We start from the raw sequence: 15,347 nt of genomic DNA, 5'->3' as shown, positions 1-15,347 counted from the left end.
AAACGGCCGATTCCGGCGGAAAGGACGAGTGTGATGAGCAGTCCCGAGGTCGCAGCCCTGCTGGCCCGCTCGCACGAGCTGGGCGCCGATCCGCGCAACACCAACTACGCGGGCGGCAACGCCTCGGCCAAGGCCGAAGCCGCCGACCCGGTGACCGGTCGTCCCGTCCCGCTGATGTGGGTGAAGGGTTCCGGCGGGGACCTGGGGACGCTGACCGAGGCCGGGCTGGCGGTGCTGCGGCTGGACCGGCTGCGCTCGCTGGCCGGCGTGTACCCGGGAGCCGACCGCGAGGACGAGATGGTCGGCGCGTTCGACTACTGCCTGCACGGAAAAGGCGGTGCGGCACCGTCGATCGACACCGCAATGCACGGCCTGGTCGACGCCGCGCACATCGACCACCTGCACCCGGACGCCGGGATCGCGCTCGCCACGGCGGCCGACGGGGAGGCGCTGACCAAGGAGTGCTTCGGCAACCGCGTCGCGTGGGTTCCCTGGCGCAGGCCGGGTTTCCAGCTCGGGCTGGACATCGCCGCGGTCAAGCGGGAGAACCCGGCGGCGATCGGCGTGATCCTCGGAGGTCACGGGATCACCGCGTGGGGCGCGACGAGCGAGGAGTGCAAGGCGAACTCGCTGCACATCATCCGCACGGCCGAGGATTTCATCGCGCGGCGCGGGAAATCCGAGCCGTTCGGCCCGGTGCTCGATGGATACGCGGCGCTGCCCGAGGACGAACGCCGGCGCCGAGCGGCGGCGTTGGCGCCGCTGCTGCGAGGGCTGGCGTCGGCGGACCGGCCGCAGGTTGGGCACTTCGACGACAGCGGCGAGGTGTTGGACTTCCTCGCCCGCGAGCGGCATCCGCACCTCGCCGCGCTGGGGACGTCGTGCCCGGATCACTTCCTGCGCACCAAGGTCCGCCCGCTTGTGCTGGATCTTCCGCCCACCGCGTCCTTCGACGAGGTGGCGGACCGGCTCCGCGAGCTGCACGCCGCATACCGCGACGACTACCGCGCGTACTACGAGCGGTTCGCGACACCGGACTCCCCGCCGATGCGCGGTGCCGATCCGGCGATCGTGCTCGTCCCCGGCGTCGGCATGTTCTCGTTCGGCAAGGACAAGCAGACCGCCAGGGTCGCGGGCGAGTTCTACCGCAACGCCATCAACGTGATGCGCGGTGCCGAAGCGCTGTCCCGGTACCAGCCGATCGACGAGTCCGAGAAGTTCCGCATCGAGTACTGGGCGCTGGAGGAGGCCAAGCTCGCCCGGATGCCCGCGCCCAGGCCGCTGGCCACCCGGGTCGCCCTGGTCACCGGAGCCGCGTCCGGCATCGGGAAGGCCACCGCGCGGCGGCTTTCGGCCGAAGGCGCCTGCGTGGTCGTGGCCGACGTCAACGCGCCGGACGCCGAAGAGCTGGCCGGAGAGCTCGGCGGGCCGGACAGGGCCGTCGCGGTGGCGGTGGACGTCACCGACGAGGAGCAGATCGCCGCCGCGTTCCGCTCGGCCGCGCTGGCGTTCGGCGGGGTGGACCTGGTGGTCAACAACGCGGGCCTGTCGATTTCCAAGCCGCTGCTGGAAACCACGGTCCGGGACTGGGACCTCCAGCACGACGTGATGGCGCGCGGCTCGTTCCTGGTGTCCAGGGAAGCGGCCCGGCTGATGACCGAGCAGGGAATGGGCGGCGACATCGTCTACATCGCCAGCAAGAACGCCGTCTTCGCCGGACCGGACAACGTCGCCTACGGCGCCACCAAGGCCGACCAGGCGCACCAGGTGCGGCTGCTGGCCGCCGAGCTCGGCGCGCACGGGATCCGGGTCAACGGCGTCAACCCGGACGGGGTCGTCCGCGGCTCCGGGATCTTCGCGGGTGGCTGGGCAGCGCAGCGGGCCGCGGTCTACGGCGTCGAGGAGGACAAGCTGGGCGAGTTCTACGCGCAGCGCACGATCCTCAAGCGGGAGGTGCTGCCCGAACACGTCGCCGCCGCCGTTTTCGCCCTGGTGGGCGGGGATCTCTCGCACACTACCGGCCTGCACGTGCCCGTCGACGCGGGCGTGGCCGCGGCGTTCCTCCGCTGAGCGGCCATGTCGACCACGACGTCACCACCGTTCGCCGCTGTGGACCTCGGAGCCTCCAGCGGCCGGGTCGTCCTCGGCCGGATCGGGCCGGAGGGGCTGGAGACCGAGGAGGTCCACCGGTTCCCCAACGGCCCGGTCCGGCTCCCGGACGGGCTGCACTGGAACGTCCTCGGTCTGTTCCAGGAGATCGTCACCGGCCTGCGGCTGGCGTCCGGGCACCGACCGGTGTCGGTCGGAGTGGACTCCTGGGCGATCGACTACGGCCTGCTCGACGCGGCCGGGTCGCTGCTCGGGGAGCCCTACCACTACCGCGACCAGCGCACGCGCGATGTCGCGCGCCTGGTCGTCGAGGACGTCGGTGCCGCTGCGCTGTACCGGCTCAACGGATTGCAGTTCCAGCAGTTCAACACCCTTTTCCAGCTCGCGGCGGCGCGGGGGAGTGCGCCGCTGCGCGCGGCGAACACGCTGCTGCTGATCCCGGACCTGGTCAACTACTGGCTCACCGGCAAGCGCGGCGCCGAGATCACGAACGCCTCCACGACCGGACTGCTCGACGCGCTGACGCTCACCTGGTCGCTCAAGCTGGCCGACGTGGTCGGGCTGGACGCGGGAATCCTGCCGGAACTCCGCCATCCCGGGGAGCGGATCGGCCCGCTGCTGCCCGCGGTGGCGGAGGAGACCGGCCTGCCGCGAGCGGAGGTCACGGCGGTCGCCTCGCACGACACCGCGTCCGCGGTGGCCGCCGTCCCGGCGGAGACCGCCGATTTCGCCTACATCTGCACGGGAACCTGGTCGCTCGCCGGGCTGGAACTGCCGGGACCGGTGCTGACCGACCACGCCCGCGCGGCCAACTTCACCAACGAGGTCGGGATCGACGGCTCCACCCGGTTCCTGCGCAACATCATGGGCCTGTGGCTGGTGCAGGAAAGCCTTCGGACCTGGCGGCTGCCGCCCTCCGAGCTGCCGTCGCTGCTCGACGGCGCGGCCGGATGCGAGCCCTTCGCCGCGGTCATCGACGCGAACGACCCGAGGTTCTTGACCCCTGGCGACATCCCGGAGCGCATTCGGGACCACTGCCGGCAGACGGGGCAGCGACCACCCGAAACCCGGGCGGCTCTCGTGCGCTGCATCATCGAGAGCCTGGCCTTGGCACACCGGCAGGCAATTCGATCGGCGGCGGAGATCGCGCATCGCGATGTCCGGGTCGTGCACCTGGTCGGCGGTGGCGCGCGGAACGAGCTGCTCTGCCAGCTGACCGCGGACGCGACCGGGCTCCCGGTGATCGCCGGACCGGTCGAGGCGACGGCGGTCGGCAACCTGCTCGTCCAGGCCCGAGCCGCCGGACACGTCGGCGAGCTGGGGGAGATGCGCCGGCTCGTGGCCGAATCCCACCAGCTGCGGCGGTTCGAGCCGCGCGGCGACGGCGCGCGGTGGGATGCGGTGGCCGCACGGCTCGGCTGAGGCGGCCCACCAGCGGTTCGGCCCGCCGGGTCGCGGGTTGAGAGCGTTTTCACGGAAGTGGCCGCGGACCGGACCGGGTGCCTGTACTGTCCGGTAATCGTTGGCGCGGCGTTGGTACGGCGTTGGCGCCTACCGCCACTATCGGCCGCGATATACCTGTGTCCCGGGGGGTTTCATGAGTGACGCCGGCTTGGCCATGGCGGCCAAGTTCGCGGGCCGGGCCGACGGTGCGGAGAACTCGGTCTCCGGCGTCCTGCAGCGCTACCGCGATGTTCTGGAGGAGGCCCGCGACGCGGTACGCGACGCGATGCGGACCTGTCGGGAAGTCGACGAACAAGCGGCCGGCAGTTTCCGCAAGCTCATCTGACCAGACCCGGCTCGTCCGGGAGCGCGAGTGCGCAGTCGAGGGGAAGAAAGCCGAACATGTCCCAGGAAACACCGGACTCGCCCGGTGCGGACAACGCGTTGCGGGAAACGCAGAACTGGGCCTCGCGCAGTCACCGCGAGCTCTACCAGGCGGTGCATGCGGACAACGATCCCGGCCGGGTCGGTGAACTGGCCGACGATTGGGTCCGGTTGAGCCGCGAGATGTCCGAGGCCTCGCAGAACATGGCGGAACGGCTGCGGGATACCGAGACGGGGTGGCGGGGCCGGGCCGCTGATGCGGCGCGCTCGGCGATCCAGAAGCTGGCGGACTGGAACGACGAGGCGGGCCGGACTGCCGGTTCGCTTGGTGATCGGATCTCGGAGCAGGGCCGGATCATGGAGCGGGCGCGGGCCGAGATGCCCGAACCGGTCGAAGGTGCCGAGGCCATGGAGGCCGTGGCTGCCGCGACGTTCGCTTCCGGCAACCTGGAGGGATTCGCTCGGGCGTCGATGGATGCGCGGGCGTTGCGGGAGCAGTCGTCGTCTGCGCATCAGCAGGCGGTGGAGGTGATGACGCGGATGGAGAACGATTCCCGCGTCATCGACGGTGATACCCCTCGGTTTGTGCCGCCGCCGAATCCGATCCGGGACGAGCAGGAGCGGGCGCAACTTCAGCCGATGTCGCAGGGCGAGCGGCTCGCCGCTGTTCCGGCGAGTGGTGGTGCTGGGGGTCAGGCCACTCCGTTCCAGCAGGGAACGCCTGCGCCGCAAGGTGCGCCGACCACACCGGAAAGTGCGCCTGCTGCGCCGGACAGTGCGCCGGCCGCGCGGCCGATGTCCGGACAACCGGGTGCTCTGCCCGGCGGCGACCAGCCCGGTGGCGGCGTGCCAGGCGCGGGACCGGCCGTCGGCGGTCCGGGCGGTGCGGAGGAAACCCGGCGGCTGAAGACGCTCCAAAGCATGGGGCCCGGTACCAGCGGCCCGCAGTCCGCCGAGCCGCCGAGCGTGCCGAAGATCGAGGGGTACAACCCGGGCTCGCCCGGCGCTGAGGTCCCCGGCGTCCCGAAGTACGGCGATCCCCAGCCGGGCGGGACGACCCCGCAGGGCGTGACCCCGCAGGGCGTGAAGCCGATGGCCAACATCCCGATCAACCCGGGCGGCGGTGACACGCTGCACCACCCGAGGCCCGTTCCGGGACTGGACAACAACCCGATGACGATCGGCGGACCGCGCGGTGGTCCGGGCGACAGCAGGAACCGGCCTGGTGACGGCAAGAACGGTCTCGGCGACGGCAAAACCGGTCTCGGCGACGGCAAAACGGGCTTGGGCGACGGGAAGACCGGCCCCGGTGGTCCGCGCGGTTGGAGCGGCCAGCTCCCGCCGCTGCCAGGCCCGGGCGGCGGTCCCGGTGGCGGCCTGGGCGGTGCCGGTGGTGGCCTCGGTGGTGCCGGTGCCGGTGCCGGTGCCGGTGGCGGGATGTCCGGCGGTGCGGGGGCGTCCGGCGGCCAGGGCCAGACGCAGCCGCCGCCAGGTGGTTCGTCGGGCGCGGGCCCGGTGGGAGGTTCCGGCGCCGGTGCCGGTGCCCGGGGTCCGGCCGGTCCTGGCGGAGCTTCCGGAGGCGGTGCGATGGGCGGCGCCATGGCGCCCGGCATGGGCGGAGGTGCCCGCGGTGGTCGCGGTGGTGAGGACGAAGAGCGCCGCATGAAGTACGTGCAGGGCGGCCCGGTCGTGGAAGTTCCCGGCGGGGACCTGCCGCCGCCGGTGATCGGTGAGCGCAGGCGCAAGAAGAAGCAGGACGAGGGATGACGATGACGACCGGACCGGACTTCGTCCTGTCGACCGCTGAGTTCGACCTCGTCCACGACGTCCTCGGGCTGCCCCGGCCGCCGTTCCCGCTGGAGGTCCCGAGCCGGGGCGCGACGATGGCGGAGCGCTCCGAGCTCGCCGCCGAGGCGATGCGCGGCCTGGCGGATCGCGGCCTCGCGGTGCGCGATCAGCTCGTCTCCAGGTTGGAGGACCTGCTCCGGCTCGTGTTCGACCACGACGTGTCGGTGGACGCGATGGGGCACCTCGACGGTCCGCTGCGAGCGCTGGCCGCGGCGTCTCGCGGTCTTGGTGTGCTGGCTGAGATCGTGGGTGATGAGGTGCGGTTGAGCGAGATTCGGCCGACCTCGTTGGCGTTGTCGATCGTCGGCGTGTTGCCGCCGAACGATCCGGGGCCGGTGCGGTCGATGTCGATGCCGTTCGAACCGCTGGCTCGCGCTGTCGAGGCCGAGGCGGACGAGGACGATCCTTTCGGCGGTGATCTGGACGAGCACACGGCGTTGACCAGGGCGGGGCTGCCTTCCCAGGACGCGGCGACATTGATTGAGCTGGTGCACAACCGCCGTGCCGGTGGGCAGTTCGGCGTCACGCGGGGATCCACCAGGGCCTCGACGTTGGTGACCTGGTTCGACACCGGTCAAGGCCGATATCTGATGACCAGCGAGAATTCCTGGCTGAGCATCACCCCCGCCGACAACCAGCGCATCGGACACCGGCTCGCCGCCGTGGTGTCCACAGTGGCCTGAGCTGTACCAGGAACGTGTTAGGGAGCAACACATGACCAACCCGGCAGGCAGGCGGGCGGAGCTCGAAGCCCGCAACGCCTCCATGCGCGAGACCATGACCTCACTGCTGGAGGGCATCAGCCGTCAGACCGAGCAGCTCAGGCAGGCCCAGGAACAGGCCGTCGCGACGGTCGGGAAGGCGACCTCCGAGGACGGTCTCGTCACCGTCCGGGTCAACGCCGTGGGCGTCGTCACGCACCTGGAGGTGAGTTCCTCGGCTTTCCAGTACACCACGCCGAAGAAGCTCTCCGAGACGATCGTGCTCACCATCCAGGACGCGGCCAGGGACGCCCGTTCGCAGGCCGACGCCGCGTTCGCGCCGGTCCAGGCCGAGATCCCGGACCTGCCGGACGTCTTCCCCGGGGCTCCGTCGCTGACCGACATGATCCCGAAGGCGCCTGCGGTCCCGGACCTCGACGAGGACGAGGAAGACGACGACTACGAGGACGACGACGAGGAAGACGGGTACCGCTGATGGCCGACGGCATGCAGGTGAACCCGGACGCCCTGCGTTCGAGGTCACCCAAGTTCGCCGCTGCGTCCGAGAAGCTCGCCAAGGCCTTCGAGGACCTCAAGAAGGTGCAGGACGCCGAGGGGAAGTGCTGGGGCTCCGACGAGGCGGGCAACAAGTTCGACGAGGAGTACACCAAGGCCCTCGAGGACGTGGAGAAGGGCCGGAAGTTCCTCGTGGACAACCTCAAGGCGACCAAGGACGAACTGGACCAGGTGGCCAACCAGTGGGAGGCCGACGACAAGGGATCGGCTGAGAACCTCAACGCAGCGGGGGGCAACCTGTGACCATCACCATGCCGTCCGGCCTGCAGGACCTCGCTTCGGTCGTGGTGGGCGCGGACTTCCCGGAGGGGGACGAGGACGCCCTGCGCAGGCTCGCCGACGCCTGGTCGGCCTGCGCGAGCGAGGTGGAGGCGGTGATCGGTGACACCGACGCCGCCGTCAAGGACGCGCTGTCGACGATGCTGGAGGGCCAGACCTCCGAGGCGTTCAAGAAGTACGGGGAGGGGCTGACCCAGGGAGAGCAGGCTCCGCTCCCGAAGCTCAAGGAGCTGTGCGAGAAACTCGGTGAGGCCTGCGACAACGTGGCCCTCGAAGTCGAGTACACCAAGATCAGCATCATCGCGGCGCTGGCGATCCTGTTCGCCCAGATCGCGGCGATGCTCGCCCTGGCCGCGGTCACGTTCGGCGCGAGCGCGGCCGCGATCCCGGCCGCGCAGGCCGCGACCCAGGGCGTGGTGCGGATGATCCTGCAGACCCTGCTCAAGGTGGTCCAGGAGATCATCAGGCAGATCGTGCTGAACCTGGGCATGAACCTGCTGATCGACGCCGGCATTCAGCTCGGCCAGATGGGTGCGGGCGACCGCGACAGCTGGGACACCGACAAGACCAAGGGCGCGGCCCTGTCCGGTGTGGCCGGCGGCATCGGCGGCGGGATCGCCGGTGGTGTCATGGGCGGCGTCATGAAGAACTTCGGCGGCAAGTTCCTCGAGCAGATGGGCAAGAAGGCCGACGACAAGTTCACCGGCGCGGGCGGCAAGGTGCAGTGGGGCGGTGTCATCGGCACCGGAGCGGCCTTCGGCGCCGGCGGCGGCGTCACGGGTGCGGCGATCAACAACGATTTCCAGGGCGGGGACAACGACTCGAAGAGCCTCGGCTCCGGCGCCATCGGCGGCGCTGTCGGTGGTGCGCTCGGTGGGGCGCAGGGCTACAAGTCGGGCCTGTCCGATTCCAACACCTCGGCCGGGTCGTCGTTCAGCAACGCCCCCGGGCAGGGGCCCGGGTTCAACGCGCCGGACAGCGGTGGCAACACCGGCGGTTCGACGTCCGGTTCCGGTGGCACGTCCGGTTCGGGCGGCACGGGTGGCTCGACGTCGGGTTCGGGTTCGAGCGGCTGGATCGAGTGGGATTCGGCTCCGCCGCTGGACCCCGACGGTGCGTCGACGGGTTCGACCTCCGGCAACACCGGTGGCTCGACCTCCGATGCGGGCAACACGTCGTCGGGCCAGTCGGGTTCCGGTTCGGGCCAGGACTCGGATGCGGCGTCGATCTCGTCGAACCACTCCGACGCCGACTCGTTCGTGACCGCGCACGACGACTCGGGCAACTCCCCGCTGAACGACCCGGGCACGGGTCCGCGTGGCGACTCGGACAACACGTCGATCTCGTCGAACAACTCGGATGCCGATTCGTTCGTGACGGCCCACGACGACTCGGGCAACTCCCCGCTGAACCAGCCGGGTTCCGGATCAGGCTCGGGTTCGAGCGGCTGGATCGAGTGGGATTCGGCTCCGCCGCTGGACCCCGACGGTGCGCAGCCGGGCTCGGCTCCCGGGAACTCCGGTTCGACGGCGGGCACCAACGACCAGTCCGGCAACGCGCAGGGCACCAACGACCAGTCGGGCAACAACAACCCGTCCCAGCGGCCGGGCGCCTTCGACGACTGGAAGCCCTCCTTCGAGGACTGGACGCAGCGAGAGGAGTGGGTGGACTACCCGAAGATCGTCGGGGAGATCCCACCGCACATGGTCAACCCGGACGACGTCGTCCCGGAACCGTCCGAGGAGATCAAGGACCCCGGCAAGCCCGACTTCGGCTAGACCCTCCGGAACAACCTGACGAAAGTTCAGCCCGGCCCCGCGGCCGGGGCTGAACTGCTTTGCGCGCACGGGATCGGACCCCCGGCCGGTTCTCGTGCGGGTGATGAAAATCCGTCGGAACCCAGGCGTGGGGGATCGCCCTTCCGAGTTGGTCCGGCGGTCGGATTCCCGCCGTGCTGCTTTCCTGGGGGCGCGCGACCGGTCGTCGCACGGATATCCAGGAGGAGGACCGCCATGAACCTGATGAAACTGTCCCCGCGCGATGCCGCCGAAGACCTCGACGTGCAGAGGCTCACCGAGGACTGTGTGTTCGAGAAGGACGTCGTGCCGAACGCCTGCCCCACGTGCGACTACACCGTGACCACGATCATCTGCGAGCCCACGCACGGATGATCCTCGGCCGGCCGGGCCCGGTCGGCACGACAGCGGGACGGGGTGTGCGCTGATGAACGCTGACTTGAGCGAATTGCTGGCAGGCAAGGGAAGACGCATTCGGAAGTGGCGGCACTGGCTGCACGTCGACCATCCCGGTGCGGTTCTGCCGGAGCACGGGTGGAAGCTGCACGTCGCCGCGCGCCCTTCGACCCTGGCCACGACTTTGCGGCTGGTGCTGCCGCTCCTGCTGGAAACCGGTTGCGCCTTCAAGGTGATCTCCGACCAGAGCGCGCTGGCCGTGCTGAACTCCACCGAGAATCCGGACCCGGGCTCGGTGGGCAAGGCGGTCACCGTCTACCCGGACCAGACCCCTGAGGGGATCGTCGCGCTCGCGCACCGGCTCGTGCGGGCACTGTCCGGAATGGACGCTCCGGTGGTGCTCAGCGACCGGCGGGTTTCGCGGGACGCCCCGGTGTACTACCGCTACGGCCCGTTCGCGCCGCGGTACCGCACCGGCGGGGACGGGCGGCACGAGCTGGTCATGTACGGCCCGGACGGCGCCGAGTTCCCGGGAGAGGCGGGCCCCGCCTACTCCTGCCCGCCGTGGGCGCGGGACCCCTTCACCTCGGCCACGGCCCTGCTCGGCGGCCGCTTCCGGATCCGCGGCGGAGTGCAGCGCACAGCGGGCGGGGCCGTCTACCGCGCCGACGACGTGCGCGGCGGCCGGTCGGTGATCGTGAAGCAAGCGCATCCGTGGGTGGGCGAGGACTCCCGAGGTGCGGACGTGCGCGCACCGCTGCGCAACGAGCGCCGCATCCTGACCGTCCTCGAAGGACTGGACTGCGTCCCGGAGCTGGTCGACCACTTCCGGCACGGTCAGGACGAATTCCTCGCGCGCACCGACCTCGGCGGACGCACCCTCGGCGAGGACATCGCCGAGCACGGGCTGTACGTCGACCCCTGCGACAGCGGTGCCGACCTGGTGCCGCGCACTGACGGGCGGACGTTGCGCCGGTTGGCCGCGGACCTGGTGACCTTGCTCGACCGGGTGCACGAACGCGGTGTCGTGCTCCGCGATCTGGCGCCGAAGAACATCGTCGTGGACGGTGATCGGCTCGGGCTGATCGACTTCGCGATCTCCGCCCACGAAGGCGTGCAGTGCTCGGGCTACACCCCGGGCTACGCGCCACCGCGCCAGCGGGAGAATCCTCCGGCCCGCGTGGAGGACGACTACTACGCGCTGGGCGCGACCCTCTTCCACGCCGCCACCGGCTTGTCCCCGGTGGTCGCGGATCGCGCGCCGTGCACCGCGCGCACTCTGGACTGCCTCGTCGGCGTTTTCCCCTGCCTCGCGGACGGATCAGCGCGCGGGGCCATCACGGCGATTCCCGATCTGCTCTCCTGCGACGCCGACCGGCAGCGCCGAGCCGTGGCCGCCTTGCGCCGGGGTACCGCCGTGGAGGTGGTCGCGGCGCCCGCGCCCCGGGGCACCAACGAACTCCAGCTCGAAAACCAGCTGTTGCAACGACTTCACGACTACGCTTTCGCGGTCGACGACGACCGCCCTCCGGCGCCGATATGCGTTCAGGCCGGTGCCACCGGAATCATCCTGGAACTGCTCCACCACAACGACGACACCTCGCGCGCGGCACGCGCCTGCCTGCTGAAACGGGTCCGGCGGACTCTCGAGCGCGTCGAGCTTCCCGCGCCCGGTCTCATGTTCGGGGCGACCGGGACGGCCGTCGCCCTGGCCTTGCTGTCCCGAAGCGGTGACGGGACGAACGAGCTCGTCGCCCGGCTGGCCCCGCCCGATCCCGGTCTGCTCCCGCCGGATCCGCGCGACGACCACACCCACGGCCTGGCGGGAATCGGAGCCGGGCACCTCCTGCTCGCTTCGCTGCTCGGCGACGAACGGCACCTCGACGTCGCCGACGCGTGCGCGCGCCGCCTGGTCGCCGGTGACTGCGCGCGCACCGCCGACACCGCGGAGCCCGACCGGCCGGGTACCGGTGCCAGCGTCGCCCGCGGATTCGCCCACGGCACGGCCGGTTTCGTCTCCTTCCTGCTCGACCACCGCGTCGCGCTCGGGCCGCAGCGGCACCTGGACGAGGCGCTCGCCCGCTGGTGCCGGACCCTCGTCGACCACACCCGCCGCGTCATCGCCGCCACCCGCACGCCGCAGATCCGCCCGATGGCGGGCTCCTCCTGCCAGGGGCTCGCCGGGCTCGGGACGACGCTGGTCAAGGCCGCGCGCGTGCTCGCCGAGCCCGGGTACCTCGACCTCGCCACCGAGGCCGGGCACGCCGCCACCCGCCTCGCCACCCGCATGGGCGGCACCGACCAGTGCTGCGGCCTCGCCGGTCTCGGTGACTTCCTCCTCGACCTCGCCGCGGCCGACCCGGCCTGGCACGACGAGGCGCGCCGCGTCGCCGCGATCCTGCTGACCCGCCTGCCCGGCCTCGCCCGCGATCCCGACCCGGCCGACCGCGACCGGTGCTGGGGCACGGGCGACGCCGGTGTGCTGGGCTTCCTCCGCCGCCTCCGGACCCAGGGCCCCCGGACCTGGCCGCCTGCGCTGAACAGGAGTGGCGGCTGGGGCGGCTGAGCCGATTGCCGACCGCCCATCCCGGGTAGCCGCATGAGGACAGGCCGGTTGCGGCTCCCCTGTTGATGCGGGCGGTGCGATGGGATCAGCCGACGAGGAACGGGATGGCCAGCACGAGCGGAAGCTGGACGAGTCCGACGCGAGCGTCGTGGACGAGCGCCAGGCCAAGCGCGCGGTCGCGGCCGCGGCCATCGGCAACACCATGGAATGGTTTGACTTCGGCGTCTACAGCTACATCGCGGTCGTCATCAGCCAGGTGTTCTTCCCGCCGACCAGTTCCACGGCGCAGCTGCTGTCCACCTTCGCGACCTTCGCCGTGGCGTTCCTGGTGCGCCCGCTGGGCGGTTTCTTCTTCGGGCCGCTGGGCGACCGCATCGGCAGGCGGACCGTGCTGGCGATCACGATGGTCACGATGGCGACCGGGACGCTGGCGATCGGGCTGATCCCCGGTTACGCGACGATCGGGATCTGGGCGCCGGTCCTGCTGCTGGTGGCCCGGCTGGTGCAGGGGTTCTCCACCGGCGGCGAGTACGGCGGGGCGGCGACCTTCGTGGCCGAGTACTCGCCCGACCGGCGCCGGGGGTTCATGGCCAGCTGGCTGGAGTTCGGCACGCTGACCGGGTACTCGATGGGCGCCGCGCTCGTGACGGTGCTGACCGTGGCGCTGAGCCCCGCGGACCTGACCTCCTGGGGCTGGCGCATCCCGTTCCTGGTCGCCGGTCCGCTCGGGATCGTCGGTCTGTACCTGAGGTTCCGGCTGGAGGAGCCGCCCGCGTACCAGAAGGTCTCCGGCGACGAGCAGCCGCAGCGTGCGGCGACCTTCCGCAGCCTGGGGACGATCTTCGGGCAGCACTGGCGGCCGATGCTCAAGTGCATCGGGCTGGTGCTCGTGTTCAACGTGACCAGCTACATGCTCACCGCCTACATGCCCACCTACCTGTCGGTGGTGCTCGGCTTCCAGCACACCTCGTCGCTGTTGCTGGTGCTGCTGACGATGGTGCTGGTGATGGGGCTGATCGTGGCGCTGGGGCGGTTCTCGGACCGGATCGGGCGGCTGCCGATCGCCGGGCTGGGCAGCGCCGCGCTGATCGTGCTGGCGTTCCCGGCGTTCCTGCTCATGAGCCTGGGCAGCGTGCCTGCCGTGCTCGGCGGCCTGCTCGTCCTCGGCCTGATGCTGATCTGCTTCAGCAGCACGATGCCCGCGACCCTGCCCGCGCTGTTCCCCACCGAGGTCCGCTACGGCGCGGTGTCGGTGGGGTTCAACATCTCGGTCGCGCTCTTCGGCGGCACCACGCCGCTGATCGCCGAGGCCCTGGTGGCGGCGACCGGGATGCCGTCCGTTCCGGCCGCCGTGCTCGTCGTGGCAGGCGTGGTGGGGCTGGTGGCGGTGTACTTCACCCGCGAGCCCGCGGGGCGGTCGCTGCCGGGCTCGGGCCCGACCGCGACGACCCGCCGCGAGGCGCGGGAGCGCGTGGAGGAGGAGAACGAGGAGGAATGAGCGGCGTCAGCTGGGCGCGACGACCAGGGCGGCCAGCGCGGTGACGCCGAGCAGGAGCCAGGCGACGTAGTCGCCGGCGTGGCCGGAGTGCGGCTCGTGGAGGAAGTCCACGGAGCGGTGCGGCGCCGGCGCGGCACCGGCGGCGGGCGGATCGCGAGCAGCGCGAGTGCGAGCGCCAGGGCCGTGGACAGGAAGGACAGGCCGATCCCCGACAGCGTCCAGTGCGGTGGTGGAGAGGAGAGCTCGATCCCGTATCCGTCGGCCAGCACCTGCCGCGGCGCCGTCGCCGATCTGCGCGGCGGCGTGCGCGAACCCGTCCAACGTGATCCGCGCAGCCCGGGCCGCCGCCGCGCACGGCACCGCGACACACGCTCCGGCCGCGATCTCCCCGGGCAGCGGCGCCGGAAGGGTCGCGGTCCACAGCGCGACCAGCGTGAACCACCAGACGGCCACCGCCTGTGGTCGCTTTGAGCGCGACGGTGCCCGTGCCGCGCAGGGAGGACGTCGCTGCCCGACCCCGCCCGAGGGGGAAGCACCGCCCGCGGGCGGTGCTCCCGCGCACTACTCCTGCCGGCCGAGCAGCGCGGTTCCGGGATCGGCCGGGTTCGCGCTGAGGAACAACTGCACGATCGCGGTTTCGAATTCCGCGACGCTGACCCTGCCGTCCTTGTCGGTGTCCAGGGCCTCGAAACCGGCCTGCACGGTTTCGCCGGGAAGCCCGGACACCGAGAACAGCCGGACGTATTCCGCCTCGTCGATGTAACCGTCACCGTTCTCGTCGACCGCCCGCGCCACGACGGACACCAGCTGGTCCACCTTCTCCCGGTAGAAGGCTTCGGGATCGCCGTCCTCGGGGGAGTGGGCCTGGACGAACTCGTCCTTGGTGACCACGCCGTCGTCGTCCTGGTCGTAGGCGTTGCGCAGCTGTTCCCACCAGGAGACGAGGCTGGCGCGGATCTCGTCGCCCGTCTCGGTTCCGGTGAGTTCGAACAGGCCCGTCACCTGCTCGGCCTTGGTTTCGAAATCGGCCCGGGTGATGTTCCCGTCCTGATTCGTGTCCAGCACTTCGAAAATCGTGACGAGATTTCTCTTCGGCAGTTCGGGATCGGACACCGCGATTCACCCTTTCCACGTTGATTCGGCGAGAAACGGGGCAGCTGTCGTGCCGACGGCAAGGATGGTGGATTCCCGGGCGGGCGAGCAGCCGCCAAGAAGGCGGCAGGGGTGATCCGTTCGGGTGGGGGCGTTCGGGGACGGGACCTTTTTCCGTTGCCCGCCGCGCCGACCGGCGGGACCGTCGGATCGCCGGGCACCCGCGCGGGCGCCCGGCGATCCGACACGGCTCTCCCCGTGAGGGGGAGTGGACATGAGTGACAACACCAGGCTCCTGGTCAACGTCGAGGACGAAGGCGCTGCCCCCGAGGAGCTCGAACACCTGACCCGCGCGCTCCGCGCCGAGCTCCTCGAACTCGACGTGGACGACGTGGAGTTCGTCCCGGCCGCCGAACCCCCGCCGTCCTCGCGGGGATGGGCCGACGTCCAGCCCGACGCCCTGCTCGTGCTGCTCACCCCGGAACTCGTGCGGTCCGTGGTGTCGGCGCTGGCGCAGTGGTTCGGCCGCATGGGCTCGCGGACGCGGCAGCTGAAGCTGGTGCTCGGCGACACCGAGATCGTGCTCTCCGACGCTTCCCCCGAGGAGCGGGAACGCCTGGTGGAGCACTTCATCGCCGCGACCGGGCAGAGGTGAGGGC

At 71.2% G+C, this 15,347-nt stretch carries 13 protein-coding genes; 12 read left to right on the top strand and 1 reads right to left on the bottom strand.

The genetic code is table 11. The features are described 5' to 3' along the window. Positions 1–33 precede the first annotated feature (33 nt). The 11 genes from ABD691_RS10710 to ABD691_RS10660 all read left to right on the top strand — a co-directional run bounded on the left by ABD691_RS10710 (position 34) and on the right by ABD691_RS10660 (position 13,596). Complete coding sequence (locus ABD691_RS10710) at positions 34–2,070, top strand: bifunctional aldolase/short-chain dehydrogenase (protein WP_344679417.1); 2,037 nt, start codon at positions 34–36, stop codon at positions 2,068–2,070. A 6-nt stretch (positions 2,071–2,076) separates the two neighbouring features. Continuing rightward, a complete protein-coding gene (locus ABD691_RS10705; RefSeq protein ID WP_344679416.1) occupies positions 2,077–3,531 on the top strand; it encodes a rhamnulokinase in 1,455 nt (484 codons plus the stop codon). A gap of 175 nt (positions 3,532–3,706) precedes the next feature. Next, positions 3,707–3,898 (top strand): hypothetical protein, encoded by a 192-nt coding sequence (locus ABD691_RS10700; protein ID WP_344679415.1) that lies wholly within the window; start codon positions 3,707–3,709, stop codon positions 3,896–3,898. A 56-nt stretch (positions 3,899–3,954) separates the two neighbouring features. Next, positions 3,955–5,703, top strand: a complete 1,749-nt coding sequence (locus tag ABD691_RS10695; protein WP_344679414.1) for a WXG100 family type VII secretion target — start codon at positions 3,955–3,957, stop codon at positions 5,701–5,703. Beyond that, a complete protein-coding gene (locus ABD691_RS10690) occupies positions 5,700–6,467 on the top strand; it encodes an ESX secretion-associated protein EspG (RefSeq protein ID WP_344679413.1) in 768 nt (255 codons plus the stop codon). Before ABD691_RS10695 ends, ABD691_RS10690 begins: the two co-directional genes overlap by 4 nt. A 31-nt stretch (positions 6,468–6,498) precedes the next feature. Further along, complete coding sequence (locus tag ABD691_RS10685; RefSeq protein ID WP_344679412.1) at positions 6,499–6,981, top strand: YbaB/EbfC family nucleoid-associated protein; 483 nt, start codon at positions 6,499–6,501, stop codon at positions 6,979–6,981. Next, positions 6,981–7,304 carry a WXG100 family type VII secretion target gene (locus tag ABD691_RS10680; protein ID WP_344679411.1) on the top strand — a complete coding sequence of 108 codons (324 nt, stop codon included), beginning with the start codon at positions 6,981–6,983 and terminating at the stop codon, positions 7,302–7,304. The genes ABD691_RS10685 and ABD691_RS10680 overlap by 1 nt, the downstream gene beginning before the upstream one ends. Continuing rightward, the gene (locus ABD691_RS10675; RefSeq protein ID WP_344679410.1) at positions 7,301–9,118 is read left to right on the top strand and encodes a WXG100-like domain-containing protein; all 1,818 of its coding nucleotides are present in this window, start codon (positions 7,301–7,303) and stop codon (positions 9,116–9,118) included. The genes ABD691_RS10680 and ABD691_RS10675 overlap by 4 nt, the downstream gene beginning before the upstream one ends. A gap of 234 nt (positions 9,119–9,352) precedes the next feature. Beyond that, positions 9,353–9,511: a hypothetical protein gene (locus ABD691_RS10670; RefSeq protein WP_344679409.1), complete on the top strand. Its 159-nt coding sequence runs from the start codon at positions 9,353–9,355 to the stop codon at positions 9,509–9,511. Positions 9,512–9,563: 52 nt separating this feature from the next. After that, positions 9,564–12,098: a class IV lanthionine synthetase LanL gene (gene lanL, locus ABD691_RS10665; RefSeq protein WP_344679408.1), complete on the top strand. Its 2,535-nt coding sequence runs from the start codon at positions 9,564–9,566 to the stop codon at positions 12,096–12,098. Between the two features lie 79 nt (positions 12,099–12,177). Continuing rightward, positions 12,178–13,596, top strand: coding sequence for an MFS transporter (locus ABD691_RS10660; RefSeq protein WP_344679407.1), 1,419 nt, complete (start codon positions 12,178–12,180; stop codon positions 13,594–13,596). 561 nt (positions 13,597–14,157) lie between these two features. On the opposite strand, the gene ABD691_RS10655 is transcribed toward ABD691_RS10660, so the two are convergent. Then, on the bottom strand, positions 14,158–14,709 hold the full coding sequence (locus ABD691_RS10655) for an EF-hand domain-containing protein (RefSeq protein WP_344679406.1): 552 nt from the start codon (positions 14,707–14,709) through the stop codon (positions 14,158–14,160). Positions 14,710–14,962: 253 nt separating this feature from the next. Between ABD691_RS10655 and ABD691_RS10650 the strand changes: the two genes are divergently transcribed. Further along, positions 14,963–15,343 (top strand): hypothetical protein, encoded by a 381-nt coding sequence (locus ABD691_RS10650; protein WP_344679405.1) that lies wholly within the window; start codon positions 14,963–14,965, stop codon positions 15,341–15,343. Positions 15,344–15,347 lie beyond the last annotated feature (4 nt).

Origin of the sequence: Saccharopolyspora taberi (assembly GCF_039534165.1) — a bacterium.
Lineage (GTDB): Bacteria > Actinomycetota > Actinomycetes > Mycobacteriales > Pseudonocardiaceae > Saccharopolyspora_D > Saccharopolyspora_D taberi.
Note: the sequence above shows the minus strand (reverse complement) of the source record. Positions and strands in the feature narration are given on the sequence as shown.